This window comes from Mycobacterium sp. VKM Ac-1816D (assembly GCF_000416385.1).
GTDB lineage: Bacteria > Actinomycetota > Actinomycetes > Mycobacteriales > Mycobacteriaceae > Mycobacterium > Mycobacterium neoaurum_A.
Window position 1 is genome coordinate 48,317 of the sequence record NZ_AOHQ01000104.1, and the last position, 15,571, is coordinate 63,887.

Sequence of the window (15,571 nt, forward strand, 5' to 3'; positions counted from 1 at the left end):
GGATTCCCCTAGCTCGAGGCGCCGGCGCCCGCGCCGGTGTAGTCGACCTGCCAGTGCTTGATTCCGTTGAGCCAGCCGGACTTCAACCGCTCCGGCTCGCCGATCGGTGTGATGTCGGGCATCACGTCGGCGATCGCGTTGAAGATCAGGTTGATGGTCATGCGGGCCAGGTTTGCGCCGATACAGTAGTGCGCACCGGTACCACCGAATCCGACGTGCGGGTTGGGATCACGCAGGATGTTGAACTGGTGCGGGTTGTCGAACGCCTCGTCGTCGAAGTTGGCGGCGCGGTAGGACATCACCACACGATCGCCCTTCTTGATCTTCGCCCCGGCGAGCTCGGTGTCCTCCAGTGCCGTGCGCTGGAACGCCGACACCGGTGTCGCCCAACGGATGATCTCGTCGGCGGCGGTGCCCGGGCGTTCCTTCTTGTAGAGCTCCCACTGGTCGGGATTGTCGGCGAAGGCGATCATGCCGTGGGTGATCGAGTTGCGGGTGGTCTCGTTGCCTGCGACGGCAAGCATGACCACGAAGAAACCGAACTCGTCGTCAGAGAGCTTCTCGCCCTCGATATCGGCCTCGATCAGCTTGGTCACGATGTCCTCGGTCGGGTTCTGCGCCCGCTCCTCGGCCATCTTCATGGCGTAGGTGATGAGCTCGAAGGAGGACATCGCCGGATCGACATCGGCGTACTCGGGGTCCTCGCCCGCAGTCATCTCATTGGACCAGCGGAAGATCTTGTCCCGGTCGTCCTGCGGCACACCGAGCAGTTCGGCGATGGCCTGCAGCGGCAGTTCGCAGGACACCTGCTCGACGAAGTCGCCCGAACCGGCTGCCGCCGCGGTTTCGGCGATCTTGCGGGCACGGGCCCGCAACTCGTCTTCGAGCCGTCCGATGGCGCGCGGGGTGAACCCGCGCGAGATGATCTTGCGCAACCGGGTGTGCTGCGGCGCGTCCATGTTGAGCAGGACGGCCTTCTGCAGATCGATGGCGTCGCGGGTCATCTCCTGCGGCCAGACCGGGATGGCGCCGTCGGGTGAGCTGCCGAAGATGTCGTTTCGCTTCGAGACCTCTTTGACGTCGGCATGCTTGGTGACGATCCAGTAGCCCTTGTCGCCGAAGCCCCCGGTCCCTTCCGGCACGTCCACCCAGTGGACGGGCTCGGCGCGGCGAATCTCCGCCAACTCCTCCACGGGCAGGCGTTCGAGGTTCAGACTGGCGTCCAGCGGGTCGAAGCCCTTGGGCAGGTTGGGGCTGGGCATGCAGAGATCTCCTTGCTCAAATCGGGTCATGTCACCGGCCACCTCGGGTGCCGAGACAATTCCTTCTAGTACCACTCGTGAACCATTGAAACATGCCTTCACCGCAGATAAAAGGCGCGGCGGCATCCTCGCTTGTCAGAGTAATGAAACGTGTTCTAGCCTGACAAGCATGGGTAATCCTGTCATCGTCGAAGCCACCCGCAGCCCCATCGGCAAGCGCAACGGCTGGCTGTCCGGGCTGCATGCCACCGAACTCTTGGGCGCCGTGCAGAAGGCGGTCGTCGAGAAGGCCGGGATCGACGCCGGCGATGTCGAACAGCTCATCGGCGGCTGCGTCACCCAGTACGGCGAGCAGTCCAACAACATCACCCGGGTCGGGTGGCTGACCGCGGGATTGCCCGAGCACGTGGGTGCCACCACCATCGACTGCCAGTGCGGCAGCGCCCAGCAGGCCAACCATCTGATCGCGGGTCTGATCGCCACCGGTGCGATCGACATCGGCATCGCGTGCGGTATCGAGGCGATGAGCCGAGTAGGCCTCGGCGCCAATGCCGGCCCCGATCGCGGTCTCATCCGCGCATCGTCATGGGACATCGACATGCCCAATCAGTTCGAGGCCGCCGAGCGGATTGCCAAGCGCCGCGGGATCACCCGGGCCGACCTGGACGCGTTCGGGCTCGCCTCGCAGGCCAAGGCCAAGCAGGCCTGGGCCGAGGGTCGCTTCGATCGGGAGATCTCACCCATCTCGGCGCCCGTGCTCGACGAGAACAAGCGTCCGACCGACGAATGGGCGCTCGTGACCCGCGACCAGGGCCTGCGCGACACCACGGCGGAGGGTTTGGCCGCGCTGAAGCCGGTGATGGAAGGTGCCATGCACACCGCGGGAACCTCCTCACAGATCTCCGATGGCGCGGCGGCGGTGCTGTGGATGGACAGCGATGTGGCCAAGGCCCACGGCCTCACGCCGCGCGCCCGGATCGTCGCGCAGGCCAATGTCGGCGCCGAGACCTACTACCACCTCGACGGCCCGGTGCAGTCGACCGCCAAGGTGCTGGAGAAGGCCGGGATGAAGATGGGCGATATCGACCTCGTCGAGATCAACGAGGCTTTCGCCTCCGTGGTGCTGTCCTGGGCGCAGGTGCACGGGGCGGACATGGACAAGGTCAACGTCAACGGCGGCGCCATCGCGCTGGGGCACCCCGTCGGCTCCACCGGCGCCCGGTTGATCACCACCGCGCTGCACGAGTTGGAACGCACCGGCAAGAGCACCGCGCTCATCACGATGTGCGCCGGTGGCGCGCTGAGCACGGGCACCATCATCGAAAGGATCTGAGACCGCATGGCCGTCTCGGACGCCGAACGGATCGCGGCGGCGCAGTCCTATATCGACGCGCTGTCGACCCATCGCGCGGATGCCGTCCCATTTCATCCGGATTGCATCCGCATCGAGATGGGGCTCAAGACCGGGCGGTCGGGAGATCACCTGCGGCGCAGCCTGAACAACGGTCCGCAGTTCAAGGTCATCGAAAAGACCACGCCACCGGAGTTCACCGTCGACGGGGACCACATCCGTGCTCGTTTCGACGTGCTGACCAAGCCTCGGCTGTTCGGCAGGCGCGTGTGCTCCCATGTCGACGAGACGTTTCTGATCCCCGCCCACGATCCCCGGATCCACCACATCCGGGCGTCGCTCAAGCCGTTCATCAGCCGTTAGGGTTTCGGCATGCCCACACCACCCAAGCCTCTGAGCCCCAAACAGATCGAAGGCCTCAACTCCAAGGCGGTCGGCACCGGCATCAAATGGATGTCGCGTGCCAATACCTGGCTGTTCAAGAAGTCCGGCGGCAAGCTCGGCAACAAATTCCTGCGTGGCGCCGAGGTAGGCATCCTGACCACCACCGGCCGCAAGTCCGGGGAGCCACGGGACAGTCCGCTGCTGTTCCTGCAGGAGGGCAGGCGCATCGTGTTGGTGGCCTCCCAAGGTGGCCGGGCCACCAACCCGATGTGGTACCTGAACATCAAGGCCGACCCGAACATCACCTTCCAGACGAAGAAGGAAAAGCTCGACCTGGTGGCCCGGGAGGCCACCGATGCCGAGCGCGACGAGTACTGGCCCAAGCTCGACGCCATGTACCCCGACTTCGCGAACTACCGGTCCTACACCGATCGCAAGATCCCGATCCTGATCTGCGACCCCGCGGTTGCGTGAGCCCGATCATCGGGCGGGCGGTCGCCGGGCTGCTGGGCTCGACCGCGGCACTCCTGTGGTTGATGTGCCTGTATCTGGTTGCCCGGTCCGGCCTTTCCGGCGATCCCGGCACCGATCCACACGGCTATGGCCTGATGTTCGGAACCGTCGTGGGACTGGTCGCCGGGCTGCTGTCGGCCGTGGCGTTGCCTGGCGCTCTGCCCGCGGATCGTCGGGGGCGTGCCACGCGGCGGTTCCTGCTGGTCTTCGTGACCGTGACCGCGGTGTTGTATGCGGCGGTGTTCCTGCGCTGAGCCCGTGCGGTTTGTGGAGTTTCACCCGCGACGAGTGCGGGTGAAACTCCACAAACCGCGAGGAATCAGGCCCCGAAGACCGGCAGCGGGGTGCGCGACTTGGCCAGCAGATCGCCGACCACGGGCCCCAGCTCGGCCGGGTCCCAGCGCGCGCCCTTGTCGACCTCGGCACCGCGTGCCCAGCCCTCGGCAACCCGGATGATCCCGCCCTCGACCTCGAACACCCGCCCGGTCACCTCACGCGACTCGACGCTGCCCAGCCACACCACCAGCGGCGAGATGTTCTCCGGAGCCATGGTGTCGAAGGCCGAATCCTGGGTGGCCATCATGTCCGCGAAGACCGTCTCGGTCATCCGGGTACGGGCCGAGGGCGCAATGGCGTTGGCGGTCACACCGATCCGACCCATCTCCGCCGCGGCGACCAGGGTGAGCGCGGCGATACCGGCCTTGGACGCGCTGTAGGTCGCCTGCCCGACGCTGCCCTGCAGGCCCGCGCCGGAGGAGGTGTTGATGATGCGGGCATCCACCGTCTTGCCGGCCTTGGACTGGGCGCGCCAGTATGCCCCGGCATGTTTCATGGTGGCGAAATGCCCCTTGAGATGCACGGCCGTGACGGCGTCGAACTCCTCCTCGGTGGCGTTGACGAACATCCGGTCGCGCACGATGCCGGCGTTGTTGACCAGAACGTCGAGCCCGCCGAATGAATCCACCGCGGTCTGGATCAATCCCTCGGCCTGCGCCCAGTCGGCGACATTGGCGCCGCTGGTCACCGCCTCGCCCCCGGCGGCGATGATCTCGTCGACGACGCCCTGCGCGGCGCTACCACCGCCGGCCGGTGAGCCGTCCAGGCCGACACCGATGTCGTTGACCACGACCCGTGCACCCTCCGCGGCGAAGGCCAGCGCATGCGCCCGGCCGATGCCGCCGCCTGCGCCCGTCACGATGACTACCCGGCCGTCGAGCAAACCCATGGGAATATCTCCTCTTACTTTTTGATGTCAGCTGTGGTGGTCGACAGATAGTGCGGCGGCTCGCCGCCGCCGTGCACCGCCAGCGCGGCGCCACTGATGTAGGACGCCGCCGGCGACGCCAGAAAAGCTGCAGCCCAACCGATATCGGCCGGTTTCGCCAGGCGCCGCAGTGGCACATTGGCCGATATTGCGGCGATCGACTCGGCATCACCGTAGAACAGGTCGGCCTGTTCGGTCTCGACCATGCCCACGACGACCGAGTTCACCCGAACCTTGGGCGCCCACTCGACCGCCAGCGTGGTGGTGAGGTTGTCGATACCGGCCTTGGCGGCACCGTAGGCCGCGGTTCCCGGGGTGGGGCGGTGTCCGCTGACGCTGGAGATGTTGACGATGGTTCCGCCGGTCTCCTGTCTCTGCATGACGGTATTGGCATGCGTGGAGACCGATAGCGCGCCGATCAGATTGAGTTCGATGATCTTGGTGCTGAACTTGGCCGAGGCATCGGCGGCAGGCACGTAGGGCGATCCGCCCGCGTTGTTCACCACCACATCGAGTCGGCCGTGCGTTGTCACGATCGCGTCGATGAGGGCCTGCACGGCCGTGTCGTCACGGATATCGCAGGAGTGGAACTCATAGGGCGAACCCTCCACGGGCCGGCGCGCGCAGGTGATGACGGTGGCGCCCTGACCGGCGAAGACCTCACTGATGCCCGCGCCGACCCCGCGGACCCCGCCGGTCACCAAGACCACCCGGCCACCCAGTTGCAGATCGATTCCAGCCGCGTCAGTCACTGTGCTAGCGTACCAAGCAAGTGCTTGCTTAGGTAGCGACCCCACGAGGAAGTGACTGATGATCACCACCACGACAGTCGAACCGGGCATCGTCTCGGTGACCGTGAATTACCCACCCGTGAACGCCATCCCCTCGCAGGGCTGGTTCGAGCTCGGCGATGCCATCACCGCCGCCGGCCGCGACCGCAGCACCCACGTGGTGATCCTGCGGGCCGAGGGTCGCGGGTTCAACGCCGGTGTCGACATCAAGGAGATGCAGAACACCGACGGATTCACCGCGCTCATCGACGCCAACCGCGGGTGCTATCACGCCTTCAAGGCGGTGTACGAATGCGAGGTACCCGTGGTGGCCGCCGTCAACGGCTTCTGCGTCGGTGGCGGTATCGGCCTGGTCGGCAATGCCGATGTCATCGTCGCCTCCGATGATGCGAAATTCGGTCTGCCCGAGGTGGAACGCGGCGCGCTCGGCGCGGCGACCCACCTGTCCCGGCTCGTTCCCCAGCATCTGATGCGCCGGCTGTTCTTCACCGCCGCCACGGTTCCCGCCGAGACCCTGCACCACTTCGGCTCGGTGCACGAGGTGGTGCCACGCGATGATCTCGACGAGGCCGCCTTGCGCGTCGCCCGCGATATCGCCGCCAAGGACACCCGGGTGATCCGTGCCGCCAAGGAAGCGCTGAACTTCATCGACGTGCAGCCCGTGAATGCGCGATACCGCATGGAGCAGGGCTTCACGTTCGAGCTCAACCTCGCAGGCGTATCCGATGAGCACCGCGACGCGTTCGCCGGAACCGATAAGGGATCTAAATAGCTATGACAGACAAGAGGACAACACTCGACGAGGCCGTTGCGTCCGTCGAGAGCGGCATGACCATCGGTATCGGCGGGTGGGGTTCGCGACGCAAACCGATGGCGTTCATCCGCGCACTGCTGCGCACCGACGTCAAGGACCTGACCGTGGTGACCTACGGCGGACCCGATCTGGGGCTGCTGTGCTCGGCCGACAAGGTCAAGCGCGTCTACTACGGATTCGTGTCGCTGGATTCCCCGCCGTTCTACGATCCGTGGTTCGCCAAGGCCCGCACCAGTGGTGCCGTCGAGGCGCGCGAGATGGACGAGGGCATGCTGCGCTGCGGTCTACAGGCCGCGGCCCAGCGGCTGCCGTTCCTGCCGATCCGCGCCGGGCTCGGCAGCGATGTCCGTACCTTCTGGGGTGACGAGCTCAAGACCGTGAAATCGCCCTATGACGATCAGGAATTGATCGCCATGCCTGCGCTGAACCTGGATGCCGCATTCGTGCACATGAACATCGGGGATGCGCGCGGCAACGCCGCCTATACCGGGATCGACCCCTATTTCGACGATCTGTTCCTCATGTCGGCCACCCGGCGGTTCCTCTCCGTCGAGAAGGTGGTGTCCACCGAGGAACTGGTGAAATCGACGGTCCCGCAACAACAGCTGATCAACCGGATGATGGTCGACGTCGTGGTGGAAGCGCCCAACGGCGCGCACTTCACCACCAACGAGCCCGATTACCGCCGCGACGAGAAGTTCCAGCGGCACTACGCCGAAGCCGCCGGCTCCGACGAGACCTGGGCCGAGTTCGTGCAGACCTACCTATCCGGCAGCGAGGCCGATTACCAAGCAGCGGTGCGTAAGTTCGCCGATGAGCGCTCGCGCGAAGAGCGTGTGAAGGAGGATCAGGCGTGATGTCCGTGACCCGTGCCGAGGTGTGCGCCGTCGCGTGCGCCGAACTGTTCCGCGATGCCGGCGAGATCATGGTCTCGCCCATGACGACCCTCGTCCAGATCGGTGCGCGCCTGGCGCGGCTGACCTTCGCCCCCGAAATCGTGCTGACCGACGGTGAGGCGCGCATGATCGCCGACACCCCGGCCATCGGCGCGCCGGCCGCCATCGAGGGCTGGATGCCGTTCAACCGCGTCTTCGAGACCCTGGCCTGGGGCCGGCGCCACGTGGTGATGGGCGCCAACCAGATCGACCGGTACGGCAACCAGAACCTGTCCGCATTCGGGCCGATCCAGCACCCGACCCGCCAGATGTTCGGTGTGCGCGGCGCCCCCGGCAACTCCATCAACCACGCCACCAGCTACTTCGTCGGCAACCACTCCGCGCGTGTCTTCACCGAGTCGGTGGACATCGTGTCCGGGATCGGCTGGGACAAGATCGATCCCGCCAATCCGGCCTTCCGGTTCGCCAACATCCATCGGGTGGTGAGCAATCTGGGCGTGTTCGACTTCAACGGCCCCGACCGCCAGATGCGTGCAGTGTCCCTGCACCCCGGTGTCGACGCCGACCAGGTCGCCGAGAACACCTCCTTCGAGGTACACGGACTGGCCGAGGCCGAGACCACCCGGCTGCCGAACGCCGAGGAGCAGCGCCTGCTGCGCGAGGTCATCGATCCGAAGTCGCTGCGCGACAAAGAGGTCCGGGTGTAGCGATGGCAACACTGAGCACCGCACTGACCGAACTGGTCGGCATCGAGCACCCGGTCGTCCAGACCGGCATGGGCTGGGTGGCCGGCGCGCGACTGGTCGCCGCCACCTCCAACGCGGGCGGCCTGGGCATCCTCGCCTCGGCAACCATGACACTGGCCGAACTGCAGACCGCCGTCACCAAGGTCAAGGCCACGACCGACAAACCGTTCGGGATCAACATCCGCGCCGACGCCGGGGACGCGAACGACCGCGTCGACCTCCTGATCCGCGAAGGGGTCAAAGTCGCCTCCTTCGCGCTGGCTCCCAAACCCGACCTGATCGCCCGGCTCAAGGACGCCGGCGTGGTGGTCATCCCGTCGGTCGGGTTGGCCAAGCACGCCAAGAAGGTGGCCGGCTGGGGTGCGGACGCGGTGATCGTGCAGGGCGGTGAGGGCGGCGGCCACACCGGCCCGATCGCGACGACCCTGCTGCTGCCCTCGGTGCTCGACGCCGTCGCCGACACCGGGATGCCGGTCATCGCCGCAGGCGGATTCTTCGACGGGCGCGGGCTGGCCGCGGCCCTGTCCTACGGTGCGGCGGGCGTGGCGATGGGGACCCGCTTCCTGCTGACCTCCGACTCGACGGTGCCCGAGGCGGTCAAGCAGCGCTATCTGCAGGCGGCGCTGGACGGCACCGTGGTCTCCACCCGTGTCGACGGTATGCCGCACCGCGTGTTGCGCACCGGCCTGGTGGACAAGCTCGAAAACGGCTCGCCCGTGCGGGGTCTGGCCGCCGCGGTGGGCAACGCGCAGAAGTTCAAGAAGATGTCGCAGATGTCGTGGCGCTCCATGATCACCGACGGCCTGGCAATGCGCCACGGCAAGGATCTCACCTGGTCACAGGTCATCATGGCCGCCAACACCCCGATGCTGCTCAAGGCCGGCCTGGTCGAGGGCAACACCGAGGCCGGTGTGCTGGCCTCCGGACAGGTCACCGGCATCCTCGACGATCTACCTAGCTGCGCCGAACTCGTCCCGCGGATCGTCGATGAGGCCGTCGCACGGCTGACCGCGGCCGCCGCCTTCATCCGACCCTGAGGTGTAATTCCCCGATTTGCCGGACCCACGTCCCGACCAGCTCGTAGCGTGGGGCGATGAAGATGGACGCGGCGGTTCTCTCGGAGATCAACGGAGACTGGAGTATCGAGCAGGTCGACCTCGACCCACCCCAGGAGGGCGAGGTGTTGGTCTCCTTCGAGGCGACCGGGTTGTGCCACTCCGATCACCATCCGCGCACCGGTGACTTTCCCGTCCCCTTCCCGGTGATCGGCGGCCACGAGGGCGCAGGCATAGTCCAGGAGGTCGGCCCCGGCGTCCGCGACCTCAAGCCCGGTGACCACGTGGTCGCCTCCTTCCTACCTGCCTGTGGCAAGTGCCGGTGGTGTGCCAGCGGGCAGCAGAATCTCTGCGACCTCGGCGCCATGCTGCTTGCCGGAACACAGCTCGACGGCACATTCCGCAGGCATATCGGCGATCAGGGGATCTATGTGGCCCTGCTGTTGGGAACCTTCGCCCAGTACGGCGTCGTCTCGGACGCCTCACTGGTCAAGATCGACGACGACCTGCCGCTGAACCGGGCCTGCCTGCTGGGTTGCGGTATCACCACCGGCTGGGGATCGGCAGTGAACACCGCCGAGGTCGCCCCCGGCGACACCGTCGTGGTGATCGGTGTCGGCGGCGTGGGTGCCGGAGCCATCCAGGGCGCCAGGATCGCCGGGGCGGCCCACATCATCGCCGTCGATCTGGTGGCCGAGAAGAGCGCCAAGGCAACCGAACTGGGCGCCACACACTTCGTCACCTCCTTCGAGGAGGCCACCGCGCTGGCCGCCGAGCTCACCAAGGGTGTGATGGCCGACTCGGCCATCCTGACCGTCGGCCTCGTCGAGGGACAGATGATCGGCTCCGCACTGGACATGGTGCGCAAGGGTGGGGCGGTGGTGCTCACCGGCATCGCATCGATGACCGACGTCACCCCGACACTACCGATGGCGATGTTCACCCTTTTCCAGAAACGACTCCTGGGCAGCCTGTACGGCGAGGCCAACCCCCGAGCCGACATCCCGAAACTGCTCAGCCTCTACCGGGACGGGCAGCTGCTGCTGGACGAGTCGGTGACCACCGAATACAAGCTCGGCGACATCAACGTCGCGTTCGACGACATGCTGGCGGGCCACAACATCCGCGGCGTCATCCTGCACGACCACTGACCGGGCGGATCGGGCCCATCAGCAACGTGGGCGAAACGCGCTCGACACGAAAACTAAGCACGGCTGCCGGATTCTGATCGGCATGTCGGCACCCACCAAGAGCCAGCGCAAGCGCGTGCACCCCGTCGACGAGGTGCTGCCCCTGCCCAAACTCGCCACCTACGGCTTCCAGCACGTGGTGGCGTTCTACGCGGGTGCGGTGTTGGTGCCGATCCTGATCGCCAATGCGCTCGGGCTGTCGCGCGAAGAGCTGGTCATGCTGATCACCGCCGACCTGTTCACCTGCGGTATCGCATCGATCATCCAGGCCGTCGGATTCAAGAATGTCGGCGTGCGACTGCCGCTGCTGCAGGGTGTCACCTTCGCCGGTGTCGCACCCATCATCGCGATCGGCCTGGCACACGGCGGCGGCACCGCGAGCCTGCTCTACGTCTACGGCGCCGTCATCGTCGCCGGTGTCTTCACCTTCCTCATCGCGCCGGTGTTCGTCCGGCTGCTCACCTTCTTCCCGCCGGTGGTCACCGGCACCCTGATCACCATCATCGGTCTGTGCCTGGTGCCCATCGGAGCACTGGACGCGGTGACCAATCCGGCCACCCACGAACCCGACCCCGGCAACCTGCGGTGGGTGCTCTACGCCCTGGGCACCATCGCGGTCATCGTCACCATCCAGCGGCTGTTCCGCGGATTCATGTCGACCATCGCCGTCCTGCTCGGGCTGGTGGCAGGCTGTGCGGTCGCCTATGCGCTCGGCGACATGAACTTCGATCGGGTCGGCGAAGCCGCCATGTTCGGGTTCACCCCGCCGTTTGCCTTCGGAATGCCCAAATTCGACATCATCGCGATCATCACCATGATCATCGTGATGATGATCATCGCCGTCGAGTCCACCGGCAGCACGATCGCGACCGGAGAGATCGTCGGCAAGCGGGTCCGCCCATCCGATATCGGCAACGTGTTGCGCGCCGATGGTGTCGCCACCACCATCGGCGGCATCTTCAATTCCTTTCCCTACACCGCGTTCTCCGAGAATGTCGGGCTGGTCCGACTCACCGGCGTCAAGAGCAGGTGGGTGGTCGCGGCGGCCGGCGCCATCATGATCCTGCTCGGCTTCCTGCCCAAGGTCGCCGCCATCGTCGCGTCGATCCCGAACCCCGTGCTCGGTGGTGCGGCACTGACGTTGTTCGCCACCGTCGCCGTCGTCGGCATCCAGACCCTCGGCAAGGTCGATTTCACCGACCATCGCAACGTCATCATCGTCACCACCAGCCTGGCGTTGGCACTGTTGGTCACCTCCTACCCGGCGATCTCCTCGACACTGCCCGCCGGGCTGGACATCCTGTTCGGCAGCGGCATCAGCACCGGCGCCATCACCGCGATCGCGCTGAACATCGTGTTCTTCCACCTGGGCAAGAAGGGCCCGCGGGTGGCGGGATCCGGGTCGATCACCCTCGACGAGGTGAACACGATGACCCGCGAGCGGTTCACCGAGGTGTTCGGGCACGTGGTGCAGGGCGTCGGGTGGGCCGCCGACCGAGCCTTCGATCAGCGGCCGTTCGCCGATACCGCAGCCCTGCGGGAGGCCTTCCAGGATGCGGTGCTGACCGGCAACACCGAACAACAGCAGGAAATGCTCGACTCGTTTCCCGATCTGGGCGCCGAGGACGAGACCGGGCAGGTCCTCGCCGTCGACCATGTCGCGTTGAGCAATCTGGACTCCGACGACCACCAGGATGTGGTGAGCCTGGCCGCGGCCTACCGCGAGCACTTCGGCTTCCCGCTGATCATCTGCGCCAGGGAGACCGAGCGTTTCGACCGGGTGCTGCGCAACGGTTGGGCACGGATGGACAACTCGGTCTCGACCGAGCGAGCCTACGCGCTGATCGAGGTGGCCAAGATCGTCAATTATCGATTCACCGATCTGGTCGCCGATGCCAATCCCATTGCCGCGGCGCGGTTCGGCAGGCTCAACGACCTCCCGTGAAGGCAATCGGACTGGCCAACTTCAACTCCCTGTCCGAGCGTGGGCAGATGCATCTGCTGTTCGAGGTGTGCTCCTCGACCATCTGGGCTCGGCGGGTGCTGGCGGCCGCGCCGTTCCGGGACGCCGACGCCCTCTACGACAGGGCGGATCGCATCCTCGCCGAGCTTCCCGATGCCGAGATCGACGCCGCGCTCGACGGGCACCCCCGCATCGGGGCCCGGGCAGACAATCCGTCGTCGGCCCGCGAACAGGCTCGGGTGGCCGACGCCGACGATTCGGTGAAAGCGGCGCTCGCCCAGAAGAACCGGGAGTACGAGCAGCGGTTCGGCTATGTGTATCTGGTGTGCGCCAGTGGCCGTTCGGCAGAGGAACTTCTGGACATCCTCACCGACCGCCTGGCCAACGACCCCGTAACCGAGCGTCGGGTGATGCGCAACGAGCTCGCCAAGATCAACCGGCTACGGCTGGAACGACTGCTGAGTGAGCCGACATGATGGGTCACATGACGTTGTCGACACATGTCCTGGATGCCACCACCGGAACGCCCGCAGCCGGGGTGGCGGTCACCCTGACCGCTGCCGGCACCGTGGTGGCCGACGGCATCACCGATTCCGACGGACGCATCCCGGAGTTCGGCGGAGAACTCGCCGCAGGGGTGTACCGGCTGCATTTCGACACCGCCGCCTACTTCGCCGCCGAAGGACTCGTGGGCTTCTACCCGGAGGTGGTGATCGCCTTCGAGATCACCGAACTCTCCGGGCATTATCACGTGCCGCTGCTGTTGTCCCCGTACGCCTACTCCACCTACCGCGGGAGCTGATCAATTGAAGGTCGCCATCATCGGCGCAGGCATGGGCGGATTGAGCGCGGCCATCGCACTGCGCCAGATCGGTATCGAGACCGCCGTCTACGAGCGCGTCACCGAGAACAAGCCGGTGGGTGCGGCGATCTCGGTGTGGTCCAACGGGGTGAAATGCCTGAACTATCTGGGCCTGCGCGAGGAGACCGAACAGCTCGGCGGGCTGGTCGAGACGATGAGTTACGTCGATGGGCACACTGGTGCGACGATGTGCCGATTCTCGATGCAACCCCTGATCGATGAGGTCGGTCAACGCCCTTACCCCATCGCCAGGGCCGAACTCCAACTGATGTTGATGCAGGCGTACGGGATGGATGACATCAGGTTCGGTATGACCATGGTCGAGGTCGGCGACAGTCCCGACGCCGCGACGGCCACCTTCGCCGACGGCACGACGATCCACGCCGATGCGATCATCGGCGCGGACGGCGCCGGCTCGATCACCCGCGAATACGTGTTGGGCACCCCGGTGACGCGGCGCTACGCCGGCTACGTGAACTACAACGGCTTGGTCGCCACCGATGAGGCGATCGGTCCGGCCACCGAATGGACCACCTATGTCGGTGACGGCAAGCGGGTTTCGGTGATGCCCGTATCCGACGGGCGCTTCTACTTCTTCTTCGATGTCGTCGAGGAGCAGGGTCTGCCCTACCGCCGGGGCAGCGCCCGCGAGGTGCTGCGCGGGCACTTCGCCGATTGGGCTCCCGGGGTGCAGACCCTGATCGACGCGCTGGATCCGCAGGCCACCAACCGGGTCGAGATCCTGGATCTGGACCCCTTCGACACCTGGGTGAAGGGGCGCGTGGCGGTGCTGGGCGATGCGGCGCACAACACCACACCCGATATCGGACAAGGTGGGTGTTCGGCCATGGAAGACGCCATCGCACTGCAATGGGCATTCAAGGACCATCCCGACGATGTGCATGCGGCATTGATCGCGTATCAGGAGGCCCGTACCGAACGAGCGGGCGAGCTCGTCCTGCGGGCCCGCAAACGTTGTGATGTCACCCATGCCAAGGATCCCGAGTTGACTGCGCAATGGTACGAGGAGCTGCGAAACGAGGACGGCACCAACATCCTCCGCGGTATCGCGGGCAATATTCTCGGTGGGCCACTCACCCCGGCCACCAACTAATCGGCAGTCAGCAAGCGACCGCGCACGTACACCTGACCGACGGCCTCCTCGCGCATACTCATCAGCAGCGTGAACAGCAGCCGGTCGGTGTCCTCGGAGTCGATGCGCGCCAATACCTCCGGCAACATCACCTGCCGATCGGGGGCGATCACCACGAAGTCTGCTTCCTTGCCTGCGTCGAGGTTGCCGACCCGGTCCTGCATGTCCAGCGCCCGCGCCCCCGCCACCGTCGCCGTGTACAGCAGCTCGGCAGGCGTTATCGACAGCCCTTGTCCGGCCGGCTCGCTGATATGAACCTTGAAGCAGTCGTTGAGGACACGCGGGATCAACCACTCGTCGCCTGCGGCGATATCGGTACCCAGGGCGATGTTCACGCCGGCATCGGCGGTGCGTCGCCACGGCATGGTGCCCGACCCGAGGAACAATTGCGAGGTCGGACAATGTGCCACCGAGCTCCCGGTCTCGGCCAACCGGGCAAGTTCGCTCTGGCTGCAGTGCACGGCATGCGCGAAGACACTTCGTCTGCCCAACAACGACCGAGCGCCACCCGTGAGCCGCCCGTCGTAGGTATCCAGGTAATCTCGCACACCGAAACTGGAACGGACAGAATCAATTTCGGCTGCATTCTCGGAAAGATGGGTATGAAAGTAGACACCACTACCCCGCACCGAGTCATAGAGCTCGCCCAGTCCGTGCAGGGTGGCGGCAGTGACCGACAGCGCAAAACGCGGTATCACCGCGACACCGGCCAGTCCGGATCCGGCGCCGTGCCAACGCCGGATCTCGCTGTCGGTCAGCGTGATCGCGGCATCCTCGGTGGTGATCAGCGGCGCCGCCGCATCCGGTCCCACCGTCTGGATGCCCCGCCCCGACACCGTGCGCAGACCGGTGCGGCAGGACTCCTCGAAGAGCGCGTCCTGGGCCTCGGGGAACGCCGAGCCGAACACCATTGCGGTGGTGGTGCCGACCGCGATCCGGCGCGCGCAGAAATCGCCGGCCACAGCACGTGCATACTCGGCGTCGGCCAGCATCGCCTCGGCAGGAAAGATGCAGCGCTGCAACCAGTCCAACAGCTGCCCGCCGCCGTAGGAGTCGGTGCAGCGGGTCTGAGGGAAGTGCAGGTGTGTGTCGACGAATCCCGGCAGCAGGAAGCCCGGACGGCAGTCCACGACCGTGGCCTCGGCATACGTGGCCGGCAACCGGTCGTATCGGCCGCTGAAGCCGATGGTTCCGGTATCGTCCACCGCGAGCACGCCGTCGGGAATGCTCACCAGGTGGTCCCGTGCCTGCATCAACTCTGGTGACCCGCCGATGTGCATCAGGTGTCCGCGGTACACACGCATCCTCTGATTGTCACAGTGTCTGC

General features: G+C 66.0%; 17 protein-coding genes. 13 read left to right on the forward strand and 4 right to left on the reverse strand.

All coding sequences use genetic code 11. The features are described 5' to 3' along the window. Positions 1–8: 8 nt before the first annotated feature. The gene (locus G154_RS02035; protein ID WP_019512517.1) at positions 9–1,262 is read right to left on the reverse strand and encodes a cytochrome P450; all 1,254 of its coding nucleotides are present in this window, start codon (positions 1,260–1,262) and stop codon (positions 9–11) included. A 169-nt stretch (positions 1,263–1,431) separates the two neighbouring features. Here G154_RS02035 and G154_RS02040 point away from each other — a divergent pair, with 169 nt between their 5' ends. Genes G154_RS02040 through G154_RS02055 form a run of 4 tightly spaced genes read left to right on the forward strand, consistent with a single transcriptional unit; the run spans position 1,432 to position 3,764 of the window. After that, positions 1,432–2,595, forward strand: coding sequence for a steroid 3-ketoacyl-CoA thiolase (locus tag G154_RS02040; protein WP_019512518.1), 1,164 nt, complete (start codon positions 1,432–1,434; stop codon positions 2,593–2,595). A gap of 6 nt (positions 2,596–2,601) precedes the next feature. After that, positions 2,602–2,976 (forward strand): hypothetical protein, encoded by a 375-nt coding sequence (locus tag G154_RS02045; RefSeq protein WP_019512519.1) that lies wholly within the window; start codon positions 2,602–2,604, stop codon positions 2,974–2,976. Between the two features lie 9 nt (positions 2,977–2,985). Beyond that, a complete protein-coding gene (locus tag G154_RS02050) occupies positions 2,986–3,471 on the forward strand; it encodes a nitroreductase family deazaflavin-dependent oxidoreductase (protein ID WP_019512520.1) in 486 nt (161 codons plus the stop codon). Further along, positions 3,468–3,764: a hypothetical protein gene (locus G154_RS02055; protein ID WP_019512521.1), complete on the forward strand. Its 297-nt coding sequence runs from the start codon at positions 3,468–3,470 to the stop codon at positions 3,762–3,764. The genes G154_RS02050 and G154_RS02055 overlap by 4 nt, the downstream gene beginning before the upstream one ends. A gap of 65 nt (positions 3,765–3,829) precedes the next feature. On the opposite strand, the gene G154_RS02060 is transcribed toward G154_RS02055, so the two are convergent. Together G154_RS02060 and G154_RS02065 are read right to left on the reverse strand one after the other, a co-directional pair. Further along, entirely contained in the window at positions 3,830–4,735 is a 906-nt protein-coding gene (locus tag G154_RS02060; protein ID WP_019512522.1) for an SDR family oxidoreductase, read from the reverse strand. Between the two features lie 14 nt (positions 4,736–4,749). After that, a complete protein-coding gene (locus G154_RS02065) occupies positions 4,750–5,526 on the reverse strand; it encodes an SDR family oxidoreductase (RefSeq protein WP_023986338.1) in 777 nt (258 codons plus the stop codon). 55 nt (positions 5,527–5,581) lie between these two features. On the opposite strand from G154_RS02065, the gene echA20 reads away from it, so the two are divergent. The 9 genes from echA20 (at position 5,582) to hpxO (ending at position 14,205) form a co-directional block, all read left to right on the forward strand. Next, positions 5,582–6,337 carry a (7aS)-7a-methyl-1,5-dioxo-2,3,5,6,7,7a-hexahydro-1H-indene-carboxyl-CoA hydrolase gene (gene echA20, locus G154_RS02070; protein WP_023986339.1) on the forward strand — a complete coding sequence of 252 codons (756 nt, stop codon included), beginning with the start codon at positions 5,582–5,584 and terminating at the stop codon, positions 6,335–6,337. Between the two features lie 2 nt (positions 6,338–6,339). After that, positions 6,340–7,236 (forward strand): CoA transferase subunit A, encoded by an 897-nt coding sequence (locus tag G154_RS02075; RefSeq protein WP_019512525.1) that lies wholly within the window; start codon positions 6,340–6,342, stop codon positions 7,234–7,236. After that, positions 7,236–7,982, forward strand: a complete 747-nt coding sequence (gene ipdB / locus G154_RS02080) for a cholesterol ring-cleaving hydrolase subunit IpdB (protein ID WP_019512526.1) — start codon at positions 7,236–7,238, stop codon at positions 7,980–7,982. The genes G154_RS02075 and ipdB overlap by 1 nt, the downstream gene beginning before the upstream one ends. A gap of 2 nt (positions 7,983–7,984) precedes the next feature. Further along, a complete protein-coding gene (gene ipdC, locus G154_RS02085; RefSeq protein WP_019512527.1) occupies positions 7,985–9,058 on the forward strand; it encodes a (3aS,4S,5R,7aS)-5-hydroxy-7a-methyl-1-oxo-octahydro-1H-indene-4-carboxyl-CoA dehydrogenase in 1,074 nt (357 codons plus the stop codon). 56 nt (positions 9,059–9,114) lie between these two features. Further along, positions 9,115–10,227 carry an NDMA-dependent alcohol dehydrogenase gene (locus tag G154_RS02090; RefSeq protein WP_019512528.1) on the forward strand — a complete coding sequence of 371 codons (1,113 nt, stop codon included), beginning with the start codon at positions 9,115–9,117 and terminating at the stop codon, positions 10,225–10,227. Between the two features lie 82 nt (positions 10,228–10,309). Next, complete coding sequence (locus G154_RS02095; RefSeq protein WP_019512529.1) at positions 10,310–12,211, forward strand: solute carrier family 23 protein; 1,902 nt, start codon at positions 10,310–10,312, stop codon at positions 12,209–12,211. Then, complete coding sequence (uraD, locus tag G154_RS02100; RefSeq protein ID WP_019512530.1) at positions 12,208–12,705, forward strand: 2-oxo-4-hydroxy-4-carboxy-5-ureidoimidazoline decarboxylase; 498 nt, start codon at positions 12,208–12,210, stop codon at positions 12,703–12,705. Before G154_RS02095 ends, uraD begins: the two co-directional genes overlap by 4 nt. A gap of 8 nt (positions 12,706–12,713) precedes the next feature. Further along, entirely contained in the window at positions 12,714–13,031 is a 318-nt protein-coding gene (gene uraH / locus G154_RS02105; protein ID WP_023986341.1) for a hydroxyisourate hydrolase, read from the forward strand. A gap of 4 nt (positions 13,032–13,035) precedes the next feature. After that, the gene (gene hpxO, locus G154_RS02110; protein ID WP_019512532.1) at positions 13,036–14,205 is read left to right on the forward strand and encodes an FAD-dependent urate hydroxylase HpxO; all 1,170 of its coding nucleotides are present in this window, start codon (positions 13,036–13,038) and stop codon (positions 14,203–14,205) included. Here the strand turns inward: hpxO and G154_RS02115 are convergent. Then, entirely contained in the window at positions 14,202–15,548 is a 1,347-nt protein-coding gene (locus G154_RS02115) for a guanine deaminase (RefSeq protein WP_019512533.1), read from the reverse strand. The two genes, hpxO and G154_RS02115, sit on opposite strands and share 4 nt — an antisense overlap. Positions 15,549–15,571: the final 23 nt, after the last annotated feature.